The following is an 18,115-nucleotide window of genomic DNA, read 5'->3' as shown; positions in this document are numbered from 1 at the left end:
AAGTATGTAATTTCACAAACCAAAGCTTTGTTATTAATTAATTTATAATAGCTGTAATCATTACCCATACTATTGATATATGGGTAATATTTTTATTTTTTTACCCATATTTTATTGTAATCAGTAGCATTTACCTGTATAATAAGGCTAAGGAGATGTTGAAAATGGATGAGAATAATTTAAAAATGCTGCCTCCGGACTTGAATCCCGAAAAGAGTCAAATTTTAAAGCAATTAATCCAATCACATAAAGCTTTAGCTGAATTGAAGGGTTTTTCGGAAACAATTCCCAATAAAAATATTTTAATAAATTCTGTGATAATAAATGAAGCCAAGGATAGTTCTGAAATTGAAAATATAATTACAACCCATGATGAATTATTTAAAGCAATGAGCAAAAAAAATTATAATAATCCTGCTGCTAAAGAAGTAGTGAATTATAGAAGAGCTCTCTGGCAGGGATTTGAGCTAATAAAAGAAAGAAAATTGTTAACTACTAATCTGATTATAGAAATACAGAGTATGATAGAAAATAATAACGCTGGTATCAGAAAAGTTCCGGGAACAGTTCTCAAAAACCCTCAGAGTGGAGAAATTATCTATACTCCCCCTGATTCGGAAACAAGAATCAGAGAATTACTCAATAATCTAGAAAATTATATTAATGAGGATACGGATGGTGTTGATCCACTGGTTAAAATGGCAGTTATTCATTATCAATTCGAGTCAATTCATCCCTTTTATGATGGAAACGGCAGAACCGGTAGAATTATCAATATCTTATATTTAGTTTTAAAAGATATTTTAAACAGTCCTATTTTATATTTGAGCAAGTATATTATTGAAAACAAAAATAAATATTATTCCTTATTTCAAGAAGTAAGAGAAAATGGGAGCTGGGATGAATGGATTATTTATATTTTAAAAGGGATTGAAGAAACAGCAGCGGCAAGTTTAAATTTATTAAAAAGAATTAATAATTTAATTGAAAAAACTGCTGAGGATATGAAAGCTGAAACACCTAAAATTTATTCAAGAGAGCTTTTAGAGCTATTATTTATAGAATTTTACACAAAGATTTCATTTATTCAGGAAGGGCTGGGAGTAACCCGTAAAACTGCTTCAAATTACCTTTCTACTTTAGAAAAAGCAGGATTTTTAAGTTCTGAAAAACTTGGCAGAGAAAAAATTTACAAGAATATTAGATTATTTAAACTTATTAAAAATATTAACCAAAAAACCTAACTAAAGGATGATAAAATGCTGAATAAAATTAAAAACTTTTTCAAAAAATTTAAAGACAAAAAACTTTTCAATCAGGGAATCAAAAAATTGGATGACGGTTATTATCAGGAAGCGGCAGAAATTTTATTTCAAATAGAAGACAGCCAGCAGGTTGACAGAGAAATGCTCTTTTTTAATTTAGCTGGAGCCCTGATCGGACAGGATAAACTGGATGAGGGAGAAGAATATTTAAATAAAGCAATTGAGATTGAAGCGGAACATGATTTTCTCTGGGCCACCCTGGCTGAGGTTAATATTTTGCAAAAAAAGTGGGAGGCTGCCAAAAAAGCAATCAATAAAGCTTTAGAATTGGAGCCCGGGAAAGAAATTTATGAGCGCAAAAAGGAAGTAATCTGTGGCAGTGAGGAATTGAAAGAAAATTATCTTAAATATTTTAAGCTGCTCAAAGAATCAGTTGAAGAACAGAAAAAAGAAAACTGGCAGCAGAGTGTTGAGCTTTTAAGAGATGCAGTTGATTATTATGACCAGACAGGTTATGTTTACAATCAGATTGGAGCAATTTATAATAATAATCTTGGGAATAAAGAGCTGGCAGCTCAATTTTTTAAAAAAGCAATTGAAAAGGAGCCGGATAATGAAGTCTTTATCCGCAACCTAAAACAGGTCCTGAAAAATAGTTGATGTTAAGCCTGGAGAGAGGTATAATTAAATAAAAGATGAACAAAAATACTGTGACAATCTAATCAAAGCAGTTAATTTGTTCAAGGAGAGTTTATTATGCGAAATAAAACTAAAGCAAAAATCAAAAAAATTTTTCTAAATAATAACGGTTATGCACATGCTAAAGATATAAGTGAGGCTGGTATTCATCGCAAATATTTAAGTGATTTACTGGAAAGTGGAGAAATTATTAAACTTAAGCGTGGTCTTTATAAATGGAATAATGAAAAATTTAATTCGATAGATGAACTAGTGGATGTTTCAAAAATTATTCCAGAAGGAGTAATTTGTCTAACTACAGCTTTGTCTTATTATAATCTTACAACTTATACACCACTTGAATATCAAATAGCTATACCAAATGACAAAAAAATAAATAAAGTTGATTATCCTCCTATTAACCTCTATTATTTTACTGAAAAATATTACAGTCAGGGAATAAATAAAGTTAAAGTAAATCAACATTTAATTAAAATTTATGATATTGAAAAAAGTATTTCAGACTCTTTCCGATATAGTTATGAAATTCCCAAAGACATTTTGATTGAAAGTTTAAAGGAATATCTTAAGCTTCCTGAAAAGAATATAAATAAACTGTTGACATATGCTCAGGGAACTTCTGCAGAAGATAAAATTTCGAAATATCTGGAGGTTTTGGTATGAGTAAAAATTAAGCAGTGGCAGTTATTTCTGAAGAGAATTAATAAAGCTGATATAAGTTTTGAAAATGTAATAGATTATATTAAGGAATTTTTAAAACCTGTTTATGATGCAATATATAATGACGAAAATTTCAATCAAATTTGGAACCCCCAATCCCAAAAATGGAACAGCAACTAATTTCAAAACTCCCATCCAGACTCAAATTTAATCTCATTTCCTGTTGTTCTTCCCGATCAGATATAATATAATGAAATATAGACTTTAAATTGGAGGCCTGAAAAATGGATTTAGATCTTGATTATATAAAATCATTTTTAATAGAGGAGCTGAAGGCTGAATTGATTTATCTTTTTGGGTCCTATGCCAGCGGTAAGGTAAGAGATGACAGTGATCTGGACCTGGCATTTTTAACTCCGAAAAAGATTGATGATTATCAGCGTTTTTTAACTGCCCAGAAGTTGGCCTCCGAATTAAATATTGAAGTGGATTTAATTGATTTGTCTAAGGCTTCTACAGTATTTAAGACTCAGATTATTCAGGGGAAACTTCTTTATGCTAAAAATAAACAGCAGAAACAGAAATTTGAACTTTTAGTCTTGAAAAAATATGCCCGTCTCAATGAAGAAAGAACAGAAATTATAGAAAAGATTGAAAGAGGTGCTGGAAATGGATGATATTTTAATTAATAAAAATGAAACAGTTAAACGCTGTCTTAAACGAATTAAGGAAGAATATCAGAATAATCCTGAGAATCTAAAGAATTATACCAAACAGGATTCTATTATTTTAAATATTCAGCGTCTCTCTGAGGCAGCAATTGATATTGCAATGCACCTGGTGGCAGAACTTGATTTAGGGGTACCTCAAAATAGTCGAGATGCTTTTCAATTTTTATCAGAAAATAATCTGATTGAAGATAAAATGGCAGAGAAATTAAAAGCAATGGTTGGATTTAGAAATATTGCAGTTCACGAGTACCAAAAGTTAAACTTAAAAATTGTGGAGGCAATAATAGAAAATGAAATTGAGAGAATTGAAGAGTTTTCTCAAAAAATGCTTCAAAAAATGGCCAAAAATAATTAGTAACACAGGAGCTGAAAGAATGAGCAGCAGAGATTTTATCAAAAATTTGGTTTCAAATAAAATATATAAACGCGGAATTAATTATTATAATATGGGACGGGTTTTACAGTACAGGATTAATAAAGTTGAGCCCAATTATTACAAAATTTCTGCCCGGGTATCGGGAACAATAAAGTACAAAGTTGATTCGGAAATTAGATTGCGAAAAGATATGATCGAGATTAACAGCAGCTGTGACTGTCCCTATGACTGGGAAGAATACTGCAAACATGAGGTGGCTGTACTCCATAAATTTATGGAGGAGGATTTTCGTTCACCAAAGGTTAATTATGAGCCTGCAGCTGATCAGGAGCAGGAAATATCAGAGTTTAAATTCTCAAACGAAGATTCAGCGAAGAGTTCTGAAGCTGATCTTGTTGAGCGGCGGATTGCTGACCGCAGTTTTAAGAGCCTGCTGGAAATCACCAAAAATTATGATGAAAGCGAAATGCCCAAACTGGAATATAGTGTTAAGGGAATTTTAAATCAGGACCTGAAAAATTTTAAATTGATTTTTGATTCCGATTATTTAAGCCAGCAGGAGCTGGAGGAAGTTGTAAATTCTTTAAATGAAGATCAGCGCTATGCTTATTATAAAGAAAGCCTGCTTCAGAAACATTTTTACGGCAGAGAATTAAAACTTCTGGAGAATTTATCAGATCTGCTTAAAAGCAAAGGTCGGGGCTGTTCTCTGCTTTTAATCAAAAATGAAGAAAACTTAGATTTTCTGTTGGAGTTAAGTAAAAATTTCAAGCTGCAGCTGGAGGAAAATGGAGTTATCATTAAAAAAGGAAAAACTCTAAAGCCGGAGCTGAAAATGGAAGGTGATCTGGACGAGATTACAATTGATTTAAAAGAGGAAGATTTTCCGATTTATCAGGGCAGCGAAAATGACTGCCGCTGGACTTTAATCGAAAATACTGTTCATAAAATTGACTTTTATAATTTTTCTGAACTGCCGGCTAAGTTTTTGATTCCTAAACAGCGGCAGGGAGAATTTTTATTTGAAATCTTACCAACTCTTGAGAAAAATCTTGAACTTGAGCGCTCAAAAGAGCTGCAGGATTATGAACTGATTAAAGAAAGTCCTGAGTTTGATTTGAAGCTGGACTATGAACAGGGAAAAATCAGCTGTGAGCTGGTAGTGGAATTTGCCGGAGAAAAATACAGCAACACTGAGCTGCTTGGTATAGATACCGACCAGAACATTTATAAAAGGGATGAAGAAGATCCAGAACTCTGGTATGGCAGAGATAACAAGGCTCTGGCTGAAGTAATTGAATTTCTGGAGGAATATAATTTCAAAGTTCGGCCCGAACATTTTATTCTCCGGGATAACAGTGAGATCCAGGAGTTTATAACAGATGGGATGACTCATATTCCGGAAGACTGGAAGGTTGAGCGCAGTCAGAGTTTTGATCAGATTGAGATTAAGGAAGTTAAGCTGGAGCCCATAGTTGAGATTGATGATAGTAAAGGGATTAACTGGTTTGATTTTTCCATCAGCTATAATCTGGGCGGCCAGACTTACAGCCGCCAGGAGCTGCAGCAGCTGATTTCTTACAATAAAAAGGGAGAGGCTTATATTAAGCTGGACAATCAGTATTATATCTTAGAAAGTGGTGCTCAGGAAGAAAAAGTTGAGCAGATGCTTAAAGATGCTGAAACACAGGCTGACAGCTATCGTGCTCCCTACCATAATCTGTTATATTATAAAAATCTGGTAGAAAAAAGTGGTATTAACTTTAAAGGTAATAAAGTATTTAATGAACTGGAAAATGAAATTAGCGGTCTTAATGTTGTTAAAGAAAGAGAGATTCCACCTGGTGTCAAAGGTAAACTGCGTGATTATCAGAAAAATGGTTATAACTGGCTGCGTTTTCTGCATAAATATCACTTTGGCGGAATTCTGGCAGATGATATGGGTCTGGGAAAAACCCTGCAGATGCTGACTCTGCTGAAGAGTGTCAGGCCTGAGAGACCTGCTTTAGTTTTATGTCCCAGAACTTTGATTTATAACTGGCAGGAGGAATCTGATAAGTTTTTTGATGATTTAAAAACTTTAGTTTATTATGGCACTCCAGCTGAGAGAGAGGAAATGCGTCAGAATTTTAATAACTATGATCTAATAATTTCTTCTTATTCAACTATCAGCAGAGATGTGGAAGAGCTGAATCAGGAGAACTGGATTTTTTCTTTTGCGATTTTAGATGAAGCCCAGCATATAAAAAATCACCGGACCAAAAGAGCAAAGGCGGTCAAAAATATTCAGGCTGAATCAAGGCTGGCTTTAACCGGAACCCCACTGGAGAATTCTGTGGAAGAACTCTGGTCGATTTTTGATTTTTTGATGCCCGGTTATCTCGGGAATTACAGCTATTTTAAGAAAAACTTTTTAACACCGATCAACAAAAACAACGAGCAGGCTAAAATGACAGAGCTTAAAGAAAGAGTAGCGCCCTTTATATTAAGGCGCCGCAAGGGAGAGGTTTTAAAAGAACTTCCCGAAAAAATTGTTAATGTCCATCCGGTCAGCATGACCCAGCTGCAGGAAGACAGTTATCAGACCGTGCTGGAAGAAGTCCGGGGAGAGCTGCAGCAGACTGTAGATGAAAAAGGTTTTAATCGTTCCCGGATTAATGTGCTGGCAGTCCTGACTAAACTGCGTCAGATTTGCAATCATCCCTCTTTAGTTTTAGGAGAGGAAGGAAGGGCTCATAATTCAGGTAAGCTTGATGCTTTAAGAGAACTGCTGTCTGATGCCTTAAGTGGCGGCCATAAAATTATTGTTTTCAGTCAGTTTGTTAAAATGCTGAAGCTGATTAGAGATGACTTAGAACAGCAGGGGATTAATTTTCTCTATCTTGATGGCTCAACCAGAAAACGGATGGAAAAGGTAAGAGAGTTTAACAGCAATCCGGAAGTTAAAATATTTTTAATCAGTCTCAAGGCGGGTGGAGTTGGCTTAAATCTAACTGCTGCTGATATGGTAGTTCATGTTGATCCCTGGTGGAATCCAATGGTCGAGCGCCAGGCCACAGATCGAGCTCACCGTCTGGGCCAGGAGAACCGGGTGATGGTCTACAAGCTAATTACCAGAGGCACAGTAGAAGAAAAAATGTTAAAACTGCAGGAGCGCAAACAGGACCTTTTCAATAATATAATTGAAAATAATGTTAATCCAATTAAAGCTATTAACTGGGAGGACATTCAGGAACTTCTGGCATTTTAGTTTTAATCTAAAATCAGAAATTTTTTACTGCTGTAACAGGAGTAGTTTAAATCCGAAAGCGGGTCCAACCAAAGGAGAGAGATAAGATGGAAGATCGCAATTTAGAAGAACTGTATCAGGCAATTTATAAGCGTAAGTCAATCAGAAAATACGAAGAGGAAAAGCTGAGCGAAAATGAGCTCAAAGAAATAACTGATTTTTTAAAGCAGATAAAAGAGTTAGACCCAGAAATCAAATTCGAGGCTAAAATTGTAAATTCAGAGGCAGTAAAAAGTCTGCTTCCAATTAAATCCCCTCATTACCTGCAGTTTTTTTCGGAGCCCAAGGGAGATTATCTTTTAAATGCAGGTTTTATCCTGCAGCAGCTTGATTTATATCTGACTGCAAATAATTTAGGCAGCTGCTGGTTTGGAATGGCCAAACCCAAAAAGGAAATTGTAGCAGAATCTGATTTAGAATATGTAATAACCCTGGTTTTTGGTCGACCTGCTGAAGCAAGTCAGCGGGATTCCATTGAAGATTTTGATCGTAAACCGCTGGCAGAAATAAAAAAGGGTAATCAGCATTATGATCTGCTGGAAGCAGCAAGACTGGCCCCTTCGGCAACTAATGGTCAGCCCTGGTATTTTATTACAGAGTCAGAGCGGATTCATCTTTATCAGCTGGAACCTAATTTTATTAAGAAGTTTTTCTATGAAAAAATGAATAGAATTGATATGGGAATAGCTCTAGCTCATCTCTGGCTGGCAGCAGAAGAACATGATCAGAAATTTGAATTTACAAAGCTGGACAAAAGTCCGGCTCCAGTAGAAAATTATAATTACCTGGGTACAGTTAAACTATAAATGAATTAATCAGAGTGAATAACTAATGACCAAACAGGAGATGATTTAGTGAGAAAAATTATAATTGATACAGATCCAGGAATAGACGATGCAGCAGCTTTAACAATTGCTTTAAATAATCTGGAACTGAAGGTGGAAATGCTGAGTACAGTCGCCGGAAATGTTAATCTTGATTATACAACTGAAAATGCAAAGAAAATTCTAGATTTTTTTGAAAAAGATACTCCTCTGGCAAAGGGTAATTCTCTACCGATACTGCGCGAATACGAAGATGCAAGTCAGTTTCACGGAGAAACCGGGATGAATGGTTTTGATTTTCCCGAGAGCAGCCGTAAGCTGCTTCCCAAACATGCAGCAGTGGAGATTAAAAATAGAATTTTAGCGGGTGAGGAAAAAGTTACTCTGGTGACAATTGGCCCCCTGACAAATGTGGCTCTGCTGCTCAGTATGTACCCAGAAGTTAAACCAAAAATTGAAGAAATTGTGATTATGGGTGGTTCCACCATTGGTGGAAATACTAATACAAGTGCGGAATTTAACATAAAAGTTGATCCTCATGCAGCCCAGATGGTTATTAATTCCGGTCTGCCGATTACAATCTTTGGCTTGCGGGTAACTACCAGAGCCCTTTTAACTAGAACTGATATCGAAAAAGTAAAGTCGCTGGGCAGAGCTGGAGAGATGCTTTATTCTTTATTTACCCACTATCGCGGTGGAGATTTAGATCAGGCCGGTTTAATGATGCATGATATCTGCACAATCTGCTATCTACTGAAGCCGGAGATATTTAAATTTCAGGAAACTCAAATGGAAGTTGCTGTTGAGGGCCCGGCGGCCGGAACTACAGTTGCTGATTTAGCCGGAAGATATACAGCCGCAAAAAATGTTAAGCTGGCAGTAGAAATTGATCAAAAGCAGTTTAGAGACTGGGTGCTGGCTGAGATTTCTCAACTAAAGTAATTATTTGAGAGCCAGTAAAACGGGCTCTTTTTCTTTTGCCTTTATTTTGTTTATAAATTCCTGGTAGTCACTATCCCCAATTCCAACTGTTTGATAAGCCTGTAGAGCGTGAAATTTAAGCCAGGGATTACTTGCCTGAGTAATTATTTCTTTAAGCAGAGGAGTAAAATCGGCTGCCATTTCCGCAAACCCACCCACGATATCCAGCAGAAAAAATAAAACTGAATCATTTAGCTGGAGCTGATTTCTTTTTTGAAGAGTGTTTTTTATAGGAATCAGAATCAAAGCTGAGTTAAGTGCTGCTGCAATTTCTGCAGCTTTTTTCTTTTCAGAATAGTCATTATTAAAAATAACTGCCAGCAGCTCAGCAATTAATATAAATTGCTCTTTTTTATTTTTTTGTTCTAAATTTAATTTTGAAGCTGCAGCCCCGGCAGAAATTTTCGAATTCATAGTTTTTTCTATAATTAAGGCTATCGGTGGCAGTTTAAAAGCAGCAGCAAGCTGTAGATAAAATTCAATCTTTTTTTGAGAATAGCTCTGGCGCAGGCTGCTGATTATAGCTTGCTCCAATTTCTGTTTGTTGATATTATTTTCTGTTAAAAACCTGGTGATTTTTTCGCCGACCTGGTCCTGCAGCTTATTATTTAAATGAGGTCCAATTTTGAGCATTAAAGAAAAATTACTGGAATTTTTAAGATAAAATTTAAGCAGCTTTAAAGACACAACATATATTGCCCCCAGGCTTAAAAGGAAAAGCATAATATTTAAGAGACCAAATTGATAGTAGAACAGCAGCAAAATTGGCTGGATTAAAAATATAGTGGCAGAAACAATCAAAAATATAAAAATTCCACTGATAGAATATTTCTGCCAGCAGAAATAGAGCAAAAAGAGAGCGGCAAGCATAAGTGAGCTGTAGACTGCCAGCTGCAGCCAGAAATAAAGAGGTCTGGCCTTACTTAAGGCCTCAAATCTATCTATCCTGCCCGCTCCCAATTTGTTTTTACTAAAAAGAGGGTCTGCAATTTTATCAGCTGTAGCTGTGATAATTTTTAAAGTTTCTTTAATACTTAGTTCTGGATTTAGACTCAAAACATCTGCAATTAAAGCTGTAACCTGAGGAGCTGCAAAGGAGGTACCTGTTAATTTATATTTCCGACTGAAATTAAATGCAGGCAGATAATACCGCTGAGTGATCTTTATAATCCCGGAGGCGGCGAAATCAATCTCCTGACCATAATTGGAGCCCGGCATTTTTCCTTTTCCTTCCAGAGCAGCAGCGGCTATTACATTTTCGAATTTAGCCGGATAGGAGATCTTTTCCTGGTTATTATTACCTGCCGCTGCCACTAAAACTATGTTTTGAAGTTCATTAATTTTTTTGATAATTTTCCGCTGAAACCCGGACTCTTCAAAACCAAGGCTGATGTTGACAACTATTTTTTGTTCGGGATGAAGTACCGCATAATTTTTGATTTCTCTTAAGGCGGCAAGATAGTTATTTTCATCGATCCGTCCTGTGAGGTTTTCAGCAGATAAAGTTTTAATCTTAACCCGACTCTGGCTGCGGATTACTGCCGCTATTTTGCTGCCGTGAGAGCTCTCGGGCTGAATTTTCAGGGCGGGACTGTTTAAAAAATCTTTATCTATTTTTGAATCTATAATAAATATTTTAACTGAATCATTTTTCAAAATTTCTTCTTTGAGATGAAAAGAAAAGACAAAAATACATAGAAAGATAAGTGTTAAAATCACTGCTTTTTTGATAAGAGCGCCTCCTTTCTGAGTTGATTAAAGTAATTATAACATATTTTAAGCTGACAGCTAAATTAAATTCTCTGATTTCAGAATATAATAAATATTTGTTTTATTAGGCCTATTATAATATAATTATAATGAACAGTGGGAGGTGGCACAATAATGAGAAAAAATCATCTGATTTTAATTTTATTATTTGTTCTTTTAATTTCTTTTTCTCTGGGGGTTAAACAGAATGTTAAGGCTCAAAGTGCCAATTTTGAAGAAACAATAGTACTTGGCGAGGCAAGTTGGCCGGGAATTCAGGCCAAGAATGCCATTGTGGAAAAAATTCTGGAGGCTATTGGTTATGATGTTGAAAGAACTCTTATTTCCATGCCCTTAATTTATGAAGCTCTGGCCGGTGAAGAAATAGATATCTGGCTTGGTTCCTGGCTGCCAGCCCAGAAGTCTCTGCGGGAAGAATATTCAGAGAACTATGAGTTTGTGAGGACACATCTGGATGAGGCTTACTTTATTTCAGCGGTACCAGAATATGTTTACGAAGCTGGTGTTAAAAGTCACAGTGATCTGGACGATTATGCTGCTAAATTTAACAAGAAAATATATGCAGGTGTACCTGGGAGTGGTTCTGATGAAGTGATTTCCAGAGCTATCAAAAATAATATCTATGGACTTGGAGACTGGGAAAAAATAAATGCCTCCTGGCCTGCAACCATAACTCAGGTGGAAAAGAAGATCAAAAATGAAGACTGGGTAGTTTTTCCCGGCTGGGAACCTCACTGGATGAACCTGGTGATTGATTTTAAATATTTAAAAGATCCAAAAAAGATCTGGGGACAGGCAGAATCAAAAGTTGATACAATTATCAGGACTGGTTTTAAAGAGGATTATCCCAATCTCTATAAATTTTTGGAGAATTTTACTGTTAATTCGGAAATGCAGAGCAGCTGGACCTATCAGTTGGTAAAAAAGAATATGGATGCTCAGGTACTGGCAAAAAACTGGATAAAAAATAATTTAAAAATTACAGACTCCTGGTTAGCTGGAGTTAAAGATAAAAGAGGAAAAAGAGCCGCTATTACCCTGAGAGAAAAAATGACAGAAGATTAAAATATTAGATTTATAAATAATTTTACAGGAATTTGACAAGATAAAATTTCAAAATAAAAGCAGGAAAAACAGCTAAAATCTTTAATAATAAATAATAGTGCATATATATTTAAACAAAAGAATTCAAAAGGAGGAATAAAAATGATTCCAACACGCAAATTAAAGACAGGTGATGAGATTCCGGTAATTGCCTATGGAACCTGGGATATTGCTGAAGAAAATGTAGGCGAAAAAGTAGAAATTGCCTTAAAAGCAGGTTATAATCACATTGATACTGCTGAGGGTTATCATAATGAAGCAGGAATTGGAGAGGTTTTAGAAGATTATGACCGAGAAGAATTGTTTATAACTTCTAAAGTTCTGCCTTCTAACTTAAATTATGAAAGCGTTATCAAGGCCTGTGAGCGTTCTTTAGAAAAATTAGGTACCGATTATCTTGACTTATATTTAATTCACTGGCCAAACCCTGCAATTTCTTTAAGAGAAACTCTGCAGGCAATGAAATACTTATCGGATAAAGGTATGGTAAAAAATATTGGAGTCAGTAACTTTTCGGTTTATCAATTGAAATTTGCCTTAAAAATTACTCAGGTGCCAATTACAGTTAATCAGGTAGAATTCCATCCCTGGTTATATCAAAAAGAACTGCTTGAAGTCTGTGATCAAAATGATGTGATAGTAGAAGCTTCTGCCCCTCTTGCCAGAACTGAAGTGCTAAAAGATGAAACAATTCTTGAACTGGCAGATAAATATGATAAATCTCCCGCTCAGATTGTTTTAAAATGGGAACTGCAGAAGGGAATAGTTCCTCTGCCAAAATCAAGGAGCAAAACTCATATAGAAGAAAATTTAGAGCTGTTTGACTGGGAGCTTCGTCCAGAAGATATGGCTTTAATTGACAATATTGACACTGAAAAACGAGTATATATGATTACTCTTGATGATGAAACTTATGGGATTAGTTCTTAAATTGAAATACTTACCAAAACTGCCTCTCCTTTCGGAGGGGCTTTTTCTCTAAAATAATGAGATAAGGGGTAGATAGAGAATGAAAATACCTGCAGCAAGATGGTATCAAGCATTAAAAGAGCGCAGTTCAAGACGCCAGTTTTATTCTAAAATAATTGAAAAACCAAAAATTAAGCAGCTAAATGATCTGATCGAAAAAATAAATAATGATTTTGATGATTTAAGAATTATTCTGGTCCAAAAAAATGTGGAAGAGATATTTACGGGAGTGCTGGGCAGTTATGGAAAAATCTCGGGAGCACCAGCTTATCTGGCTTTTGTGGGCAGAGAAGATACTCCATATATGGAAGAAAAGATAGGTTATGGAGGAGAAGCGGTAATTTTAGAAGCCACCGCTCTGGAGCTTGGAACCTGCTGGGTATCTGGGACTTTTAAAGCAGAAGCAGTCCTGGCAGATCTTGATTTAAAGGAAACAGAAAAACTTTATGCAATTTCTCCTCTTGGGTATCCAGAAGAAAACCCTACTATTTCGGAAAGAATTTTAAAAACAGTGATCAGTAGCAAAAAAAGAATGGATTTAGATAAGCTGATAATTAATAAAAAAGATCTGGAAGAAGAACCAGAATGGGTTAAAACAGCTCTAAAAACAGCCCACCTGGCACCTTCGGCAGTTAATCGTCAGCCCTGGCGTTTTAAACTTGGAGAGAATTCGATAACTATTCAGCTGGACACTGAAGAAAAAAATGAGGAGCGGTCAAAAAATCTTGATTGTGGAATTGCGATGCTGCATCTGGAGGTAGGGTCCTTAAAAGCAGGTGTCAGCGGCAGCTGGAAGTATCTTGAAGGAAAAGAAGTAGCAAGGTTTGCGGTTGAGTAAATATTTTATTCTTTTTAATACCCTCTCCCAATTATAAGGAGAGGGTATTAAATTTTTTGTTTTTATCTTTAGAGGTAGCAGCTCAGCCTGATGAGGATTTACTGTTGTATAAGGACTTCTATTATGGAGAATCTGGCCGCAGTGTTTACAATAAGATATTGGGAAATTCAGAGTTTAGACCGGATAATTTAGGCAGTAGCTATGAAGAATGGTTTAAAAATGAGAGTTATGATGGTTTTGGACCGGTTAAAATGAAAACAATGAATGAGTATTATTCAATGCTGACCAGGACAATAATATTTAGTAAGTCTTTTAACTGTAGATTTAGATTTGATAAAAAAGAAGTGAACTTAAATAGAATATATATCTATGGTCCAAAATATAAGTTTGAAGAAGAAACACAGGAAGAGATTGCTGAAGAGGATATAGATCAAATCTTAGATGATTTTTAAAAGATAAATCAATACAAATAATTAAGCCCACTTCATTTGAAGTGGGCTAGTTAAATTAATTAAATATTTATTCTGCTTCTGGTCCAAACTGTTCAAAAACAAGCAGCATATTTTTCATTTCAAAGTAAAATGTCTGACTGGAAATAGTAGAACCAGAAATTATATCTACTTCTGGATTAAAAGAAGATTCGAGAGTCATCCCGTAATATCTACTTAAAAATTCTTCCTGTTTCATTTCTGGATGATGATCATTGGCATCAAGCGGCTTCCATTTCTTGATTACACCCATACTTTCTTTACTTTTGGAATTATTGGCCATACTTACTACTGCAATAAAGTCTTCTGGATGAGAATAAATAATTGTATTAACCCAGCTGCCATAACCAATTAGATTGCCATCCTTGTAAAGAGGTACAAAAAGATACTTTACCTCGTCTTCCTCGGGATAGAAGATATCTCCAGCTTCATCAGCTCCAACTAATTCTTTTAAAGCTGTTACATAATCTTCAACGGTTCTACCAGTTGATAATTCCTGTTTTTCTCCACCTCCAACTACATCAAGTGTGTGTGTTGTTGCAAAGGCCATACCTGAAAATGTTAAAACAAAAACTAAGAACAGAGAAACTACTAAACTTTTTTTCATTTTGTTTACCCCCTTAGTATTTTTAGTGACAGTTCTAGTGTCACATCTCAAAAAAATATGTATTATGTAATAATAATCACAATACATTGAAATTATACCAGCTAATTCTGTCTCTGTCAATGTTTTTAGAAAATTAAGTCGAATCTATTTTCACAAACTATTTTTGGTAACTTCAAAATTATTTTAAACAAATGATTTTAATCAGAATTAATAAAAAAATCAGAAAATAAAGAAGGATTTCCGCTATTTGTCTTGAATAATTAATAATAGACAGACATCAGTCGTCTGACAAACAAAATTTAAAGGAGGAGTTATGTTTATGCTTAAAAAGTCAAAAAGATTAATGCTGGTTGCTTCACTATTTTTAGTTTTTGCTCTGATTTTTACAGCAGCTGTTCAGGCTGAGGTAAAGAATGTTATTTTAATGATTGGTGATGGCATGGGTATCGGTCAGATTGATATGACAAGATATATGGCCGGGGGAAAAGACCATAAATTAGAATTGATGAAATTACCGAATGTTGGTTTAATGATGACCAGTTCCACAGAAGGTGTTACTGATTCGGCTGCAGCTGGTACAGCAATGGCAACAGGTCATAAAGTATATAATGGTGCAGTAGCAGTGAATAAAAATGGAGCTGAACTTGATTCAGTACTTGACTATGCTGAAGTAAGAAACAAATCAACAGGAATTATCAGTACTAATACTGTCACTGATGCTACTCCAGCAACATTTGCAGCCTCAGTTAAAGATCGCGGTATGGGAGGAAAAATTGCAAAACAAATTCTGAATAATGAAGTAGAAGTTGTGCTTGGGGGTGGTCGTGAAGATTTTATGAAAGAAGAAGCGGGAACAGATTTGATTGCAAAAGCTAAAGAAATGGGTTATCAGTATGTTTCTAATGAAGAACAGCTAAAAAGAGTTGTGCCCATGAATGGTAAAATCTTGGGGCTATTTAATGATTCCTATATGAATTATATTCAGGATCGGGAAGAGGTTGATTCTCAGGAGCCAAGTCTTCTGGAAATGACAACTAAAGCAATTGATGTCTTATCAGAAGATAAAGATGGATTTTTCCTGATGGCAGAAGGAGCAAGAATTGATCACGCAGCCCATGCAGCAGATGTTCCTGGTGTTGTAGCAGAGACTCTTGATTTTGATGCAAGTGTAAAATATGCTGTTGACTGGGCCAGAGAACATGGAAATACAATGGTTGTTGTAGTAGCAGATCATGAAACTTTAGGATTTTCTGTAACTGAGCCAATTAAGAAAGAAGCTTTAATGAACATAAAGGTTTCTCCAGAGTATATGGCAGGAAAGCTTGTGAAAACTGAAAGTGGAAATGCCTATACAATTGAAAGCATTCAAAAAGTATTTAAAAAATATGCTGATATTAGTTTAACAGAGGCTGAAGCCAGAGAATTCAATAGTAATATTGTTAATGAAGATGATGGCTCACTTTATTATCAGTATAAAGTTGGGTGGCAGATCGGATCGGTTATTGCTGAGAAAAACAATGTTGGGGTAGTAAGTGCAGAGGTTAGAGCTAAATCTGATACCGGAGGACATACACTTAATTCAGTCCCAATTTTTGCTTTTGGACCTGAAACTGAAAAGTTTAATGGTATGATGCAGAATACTGAATTTGCTGAGATTTTATTCGAAGCAATGCGTCCATAAGTAATAATAAACAATTCAAAATGTAATTACTAAAAAGCGGTAGACTTTCTAAACAGGGTTTACCGCTTTTTTATTTACAAAATACGACAAAATTTTTGGAAAAATATGCTGTTTGAGTAAAAATTAATTTTATTATAAATTTGATTTATGTTATAATTATTTTTAGTAAAGATTAGATAAAAAGGAGTATTTTTTGAGTTCAGATGTCAGAATATTTAAATAAAAACTGAGTCTTAGAATAATCTTTAGTTTTCAGCTACTTTTTGGGGGTGTAATCATGCAGAATGAGAGACTAAGCATTTACACTTTGGGGAACTTTAAGGTTTTAAATGGTGGAGATAATTTAACTAATGGGAAAAAGAAGATGAGTAAACGCTGGCAGCTGCTGCAGTATTTGATTACTTTTCGAAAGAGAGATGTAGCTCGAGAAGAACTAATTATGAATCTGGGATTAAATGAAAACCAGGATCCAGAGGGCTCTTTATCAGCTTTGATTTATCGGCTGCGAAAAGTTTTAAATTCCAGTGGACGGAATCTTGATTTTATTAAAACTACTGGCACGGCCTATACTTTTAATACTGAGACGGATTACTGGCTGGATATTGAGAAGTTTGAAAACCACTGTCAGCAGGCTAAAGAAATGATTGAGGGAGATTTTCAAAACGCTATTTCCAATTTTGAAAATGCAATAGAGATTTATGAAGGAGAATATCTGGAAGATGCCAATTCCAAAGAGTGGATCTGGTCAGTTCGCAATAAATATCGCGATCTTTTAGTTTCCACAATGCTGGAACTGGATCAATATTTTGAGAAAAAAAATAGTTATAATAAATTGTGGCAGCTTTATAATCTGGTACAGCAGCGGATAAATTTTGACGAAAGAATAATCAAAGGTGCAATTGAAGCTCTAATTAAGGATGAGCGCTGGGGGATGGCCCGCTTTAAATATCAGGAAGTGCTTTCTCTCTATCAGGAAAATGATCTGCTGATTCCACCTGAGCTTAAGGCGCTGGAGTCAAAGCTGGGAAATATGGATGATGATCCTGAATCTCTAGTCGAATATTTTCAGAGAGATAATGAGGTAGAAGGGGCTTTTATCTGTAATGATCGCGAAACTTTCAGCACTATTTATGAGCTGGAAAAACGGAGGCTGCAGAGAAATACATCAGAACGTTATCTAGCGCATCTGAGATTAACTGGCAAACTTGAGAGAGAAAAAATTATTATGTGTGGAGATAAAATGTTAAAATTACTATCTGATCAATTACGCTCCGGGGATGTAGTCTGTCGCTGGAACAGCAAACATTTTATAATATTGATGACAGATGTTTTAGAAGGGGAAGCAGAGCGGATTTTAAAAAGATTAAAAAACTCATTTATGGCTAAATTTGAACTGCCGGAAGAACTGATTTTAGAACAAAAAGGATATCAATTGTAAATAGGATAACATTTAGTACATACTTTAATCCTCACCAATCTGGTGGGGATTTTTGCATCATTCCAGCATCATCAAGATAATTTCGAAATCATTAACATTTTATCCTGAAGGAGTTACAATGAAGGCAGAGTAAAATAGAGAGTATTGAAAAGTTTATTAGGGAGGTGGTTAGAAAGAAGAAAATTACCAGCCTCAATAAAAGCTCAAAAGTGGGAGAAAACTCTTGAGAGATGATCACAAAGAAATCAAGAAATTTGGAGTGGGAATAATTTTTATTAAAATCTCATCTCTTTCTTATTGTGTTATCTATCAAATTAATCCATTAGAAAATGATAAATATTAATCAAAATAAATTGAAATAAGCTCTTCCTTTTCTTAAAATAATCTGATAAAAT

The 18,115-nt window shown here is 35.1% G+C and carries 16 protein-coding genes; 14 read left to right on the top strand and 2 right to left on the bottom strand.

All coding sequences use genetic code 11. The features are described 5' to 3' along the window. Positions 1 to 44: 44 nt before the first annotated feature. The 8 genes from DFR79_RS10060 (at position 45) to rihC (ending at position 8,786) form a co-directional block, all read left to right on the top strand. Positions 45 to 1,244 carry a Fic family protein gene (locus DFR79_RS10060; protein WP_347814033.1) on the top strand — a complete coding sequence of 400 codons (1,200 nt, stop codon included), beginning with the start codon at positions 45 to 47 and terminating at the stop codon, positions 1,242 to 1,244. Positions 1,245 to 1,259: 15 nt separating this feature from the next. Then, positions 1,260 to 1,925 (top strand): hypothetical protein, encoded by a 666-nt coding sequence (locus DFR79_RS10055; protein WP_133515363.1) that lies wholly within the window; start codon positions 1,260 to 1,262, stop codon positions 1,923 to 1,925. A gap of 96 nt (positions 1,926 to 2,021) precedes the next feature. Beyond that, entirely contained in the window at positions 2,022 to 2,627 is a 606-nt protein-coding gene (locus tag DFR79_RS10050) for a type IV toxin-antitoxin system AbiEi family antitoxin domain-containing protein (RefSeq protein WP_133515362.1), read from the top strand. A 281-nt stretch (positions 2,628 to 2,908) separates the two neighbouring features. Beyond that, complete coding sequence (gene mntA / locus DFR79_RS10045) at positions 2,909 to 3,301, top strand: type VII toxin-antitoxin system MntA family adenylyltransferase antitoxin (protein WP_133515361.1); 393 nt, start codon at positions 2,909 to 2,911, stop codon at positions 3,299 to 3,301. After that, complete coding sequence (gene hepT, locus DFR79_RS10040; protein ID WP_133515360.1) at positions 3,294 to 3,710, top strand: type VII toxin-antitoxin system HepT family RNase toxin; 417 nt, start codon at positions 3,294 to 3,296, stop codon at positions 3,708 to 3,710. Before mntA ends, hepT begins: the two co-directional genes overlap by 8 nt. Positions 3,711 to 3,729: 19 nt before the next feature. Beyond that, on the top strand, positions 3,730 to 6,981 hold the full coding sequence (locus tag DFR79_RS10035) for a DEAD/DEAH box helicase (protein ID WP_133515359.1): 3,252 nt from the start codon (positions 3,730 to 3,732) through the stop codon (positions 6,979 to 6,981). A gap of 86 nt (positions 6,982 to 7,067) precedes the next feature. Then, positions 7,068 to 7,826 carry a nitroreductase family protein gene (locus DFR79_RS10030; protein ID WP_133515358.1) on the top strand — a complete coding sequence of 253 codons (759 nt, stop codon included), beginning with the start codon at positions 7,068 to 7,070 and terminating at the stop codon, positions 7,824 to 7,826. Positions 7,827 to 7,874: 48 nt separating this feature from the next. Then, positions 7,875 to 8,786 (top strand): ribonucleoside hydrolase RihC, encoded by a 912-nt coding sequence (rihC, locus tag DFR79_RS10025; RefSeq protein ID WP_243727771.1) that lies wholly within the window; start codon positions 7,875 to 7,877, stop codon positions 8,784 to 8,786. On the opposite strand, the gene DFR79_RS10020 is transcribed toward rihC, so the two are convergent. Beyond that, positions 8,787 to 10,481, bottom strand: a complete 1,695-nt coding sequence (locus tag DFR79_RS10020) for a S8 family peptidase (protein ID WP_166638028.1) — start codon at positions 10,479 to 10,481, stop codon at positions 8,787 to 8,789. 228 nt (positions 10,482 to 10,709) lie between these two features. On the opposite strand from DFR79_RS10020, the gene DFR79_RS10015 reads away from it, so the two are divergent. The 4 genes from DFR79_RS10015 to DFR79_RS10000 all read left to right on the top strand — a co-directional run bounded on the left by DFR79_RS10015 (position 10,710) and on the right by DFR79_RS10000 (position 13,958). Then, complete coding sequence (locus DFR79_RS10015; RefSeq protein ID WP_133515355.1) at positions 10,710 to 11,660, top strand: glycine betaine ABC transporter substrate-binding protein; 951 nt, start codon at positions 10,710 to 10,712, stop codon at positions 11,658 to 11,660. A gap of 141 nt (positions 11,661 to 11,801) precedes the next feature. After that, positions 11,802 to 12,629, top strand: coding sequence for an aldo/keto reductase (locus DFR79_RS10010; RefSeq protein ID WP_133515354.1), 828 nt, complete (start codon positions 11,802 to 11,804; stop codon positions 12,627 to 12,629). A gap of 79 nt (positions 12,630 to 12,708) precedes the next feature. After that, a complete protein-coding gene (locus DFR79_RS10005) occupies positions 12,709 to 13,506 on the top strand; it encodes a nitroreductase family protein (protein ID WP_133515353.1) in 798 nt (265 codons plus the stop codon). A 56-nt stretch (positions 13,507 to 13,562) separates the two neighbouring features. Further along, positions 13,563 to 13,958 (top strand): hypothetical protein, encoded by a 396-nt coding sequence (locus DFR79_RS10000; RefSeq protein ID WP_133515352.1) that lies wholly within the window; start codon positions 13,563 to 13,565, stop codon positions 13,956 to 13,958. A 67-nt stretch (positions 13,959 to 14,025) separates the two neighbouring features. Here DFR79_RS10000 and DFR79_RS09995 read toward each other — a convergent pair whose 3' ends face one another. Then, positions 14,026 to 14,601 (bottom strand): hypothetical protein, encoded by a 576-nt coding sequence (locus DFR79_RS09995; protein ID WP_133515351.1) that lies wholly within the window; start codon positions 14,599 to 14,601, stop codon positions 14,026 to 14,028. A 319-nt stretch (positions 14,602 to 14,920) separates the two neighbouring features. Between DFR79_RS09995 and DFR79_RS09990 the strand changes: the two genes are divergently transcribed. Both DFR79_RS09990 and DFR79_RS09985 read left to right on the top strand, forming a co-directional pair. After that, positions 14,921 to 16,282 (top strand): alkaline phosphatase, encoded by a 1,362-nt coding sequence (locus DFR79_RS09990; RefSeq protein ID WP_208107528.1) that lies wholly within the window; start codon positions 14,921 to 14,923, stop codon positions 16,280 to 16,282. Positions 16,283 to 16,559: 277 nt separating this feature from the next. Further along, the gene (locus DFR79_RS09985; RefSeq protein WP_133515350.1) at positions 16,560 to 17,720 is read left to right on the top strand and encodes a BTAD domain-containing putative transcriptional regulator; all 1,161 of its coding nucleotides are present in this window, start codon (positions 16,560 to 16,562) and stop codon (positions 17,718 to 17,720) included. The last annotated feature ends 395 nt before the right edge of the window (positions 17,721 to 18,115 follow it).

The organism is Halanaerobium saccharolyticum (genome assembly GCF_004362045.1).
Classification (GTDB): Bacteria; Bacillota; Halanaerobiia; order Halanaerobiales; family Halanaerobiaceae; genus Halanaerobium; species Halanaerobium saccharolyticum_C.
This window is presented reverse-complemented; position numbering and strand designations above follow the sequence as displayed.

Excerpts from the sequence above, each read along its gene's own strand:
- DFR79_RS10055 (WP_133515363.1), top strand. The coding sequence starts at position 1,260 with ATGCTGAATAAAATTAAAAACTTTTTCAAAAAATTTAAAGACAAAAAA.
- DFR79_RS10050 (WP_133515362.1), top strand. The coding sequence starts at position 2,022 with ATGCGAAATAAAACTAAAGCAAAAATCAAAAAAATTTTTCTAAATAAT.
- mntA (WP_133515361.1), top strand. The coding sequence starts at position 2,909 with ATGGATTTAGATCTTGATTATATAAAATCATTTTTAATAGAGGAGCTG.
- hepT (WP_133515360.1), top strand. The coding sequence starts at position 3,294 with ATGGATGATATTTTAATTAATAAAAATGAAACAGTTAAACGCTGTCTT.
- DFR79_RS10035 (WP_133515359.1), top strand. The coding sequence starts at position 3,730 with ATGAGCAGCAGAGATTTTATCAAAAATTTGGTTTCAAATAAAATATAT.
- DFR79_RS10030 (WP_133515358.1), top strand. The coding sequence starts at position 7,068 with ATGGAAGATCGCAATTTAGAAGAACTGTATCAGGCAATTTATAAGCGT.
- DFR79_RS10015 (WP_133515355.1), top strand. The coding sequence starts at position 10,710 with ATGAGAAAAAATCATCTGATTTTAATTTTATTATTTGTTCTTTTAATT.
- DFR79_RS10010 (WP_133515354.1), top strand. The coding sequence starts at position 11,802 with ATGATTCCAACACGCAAATTAAAGACAGGTGATGAGATTCCGGTAATT.
- DFR79_RS10005 (WP_133515353.1), top strand. The coding sequence starts at position 12,709 with ATGAAAATACCTGCAGCAAGATGGTATCAAGCATTAAAAGAGCGCAGT.
- DFR79_RS09995 (WP_133515351.1), bottom strand. The coding sequence starts at position 14,601 with ATGAAAAAAAGTTTAGTAGTTTCTCTGTTCTTAGTTTTTGTTTTAACA.
- DFR79_RS09990 (WP_208107528.1), top strand. The coding sequence starts at position 14,921 with ATGCTTAAAAAGTCAAAAAGATTAATGCTGGTTGCTTCACTATTTTTA.
- DFR79_RS09985 (WP_133515350.1), top strand. The coding sequence starts at position 16,560 with ATGCAGAATGAGAGACTAAGCATTTACACTTTGGGGAACTTTAAGGTT.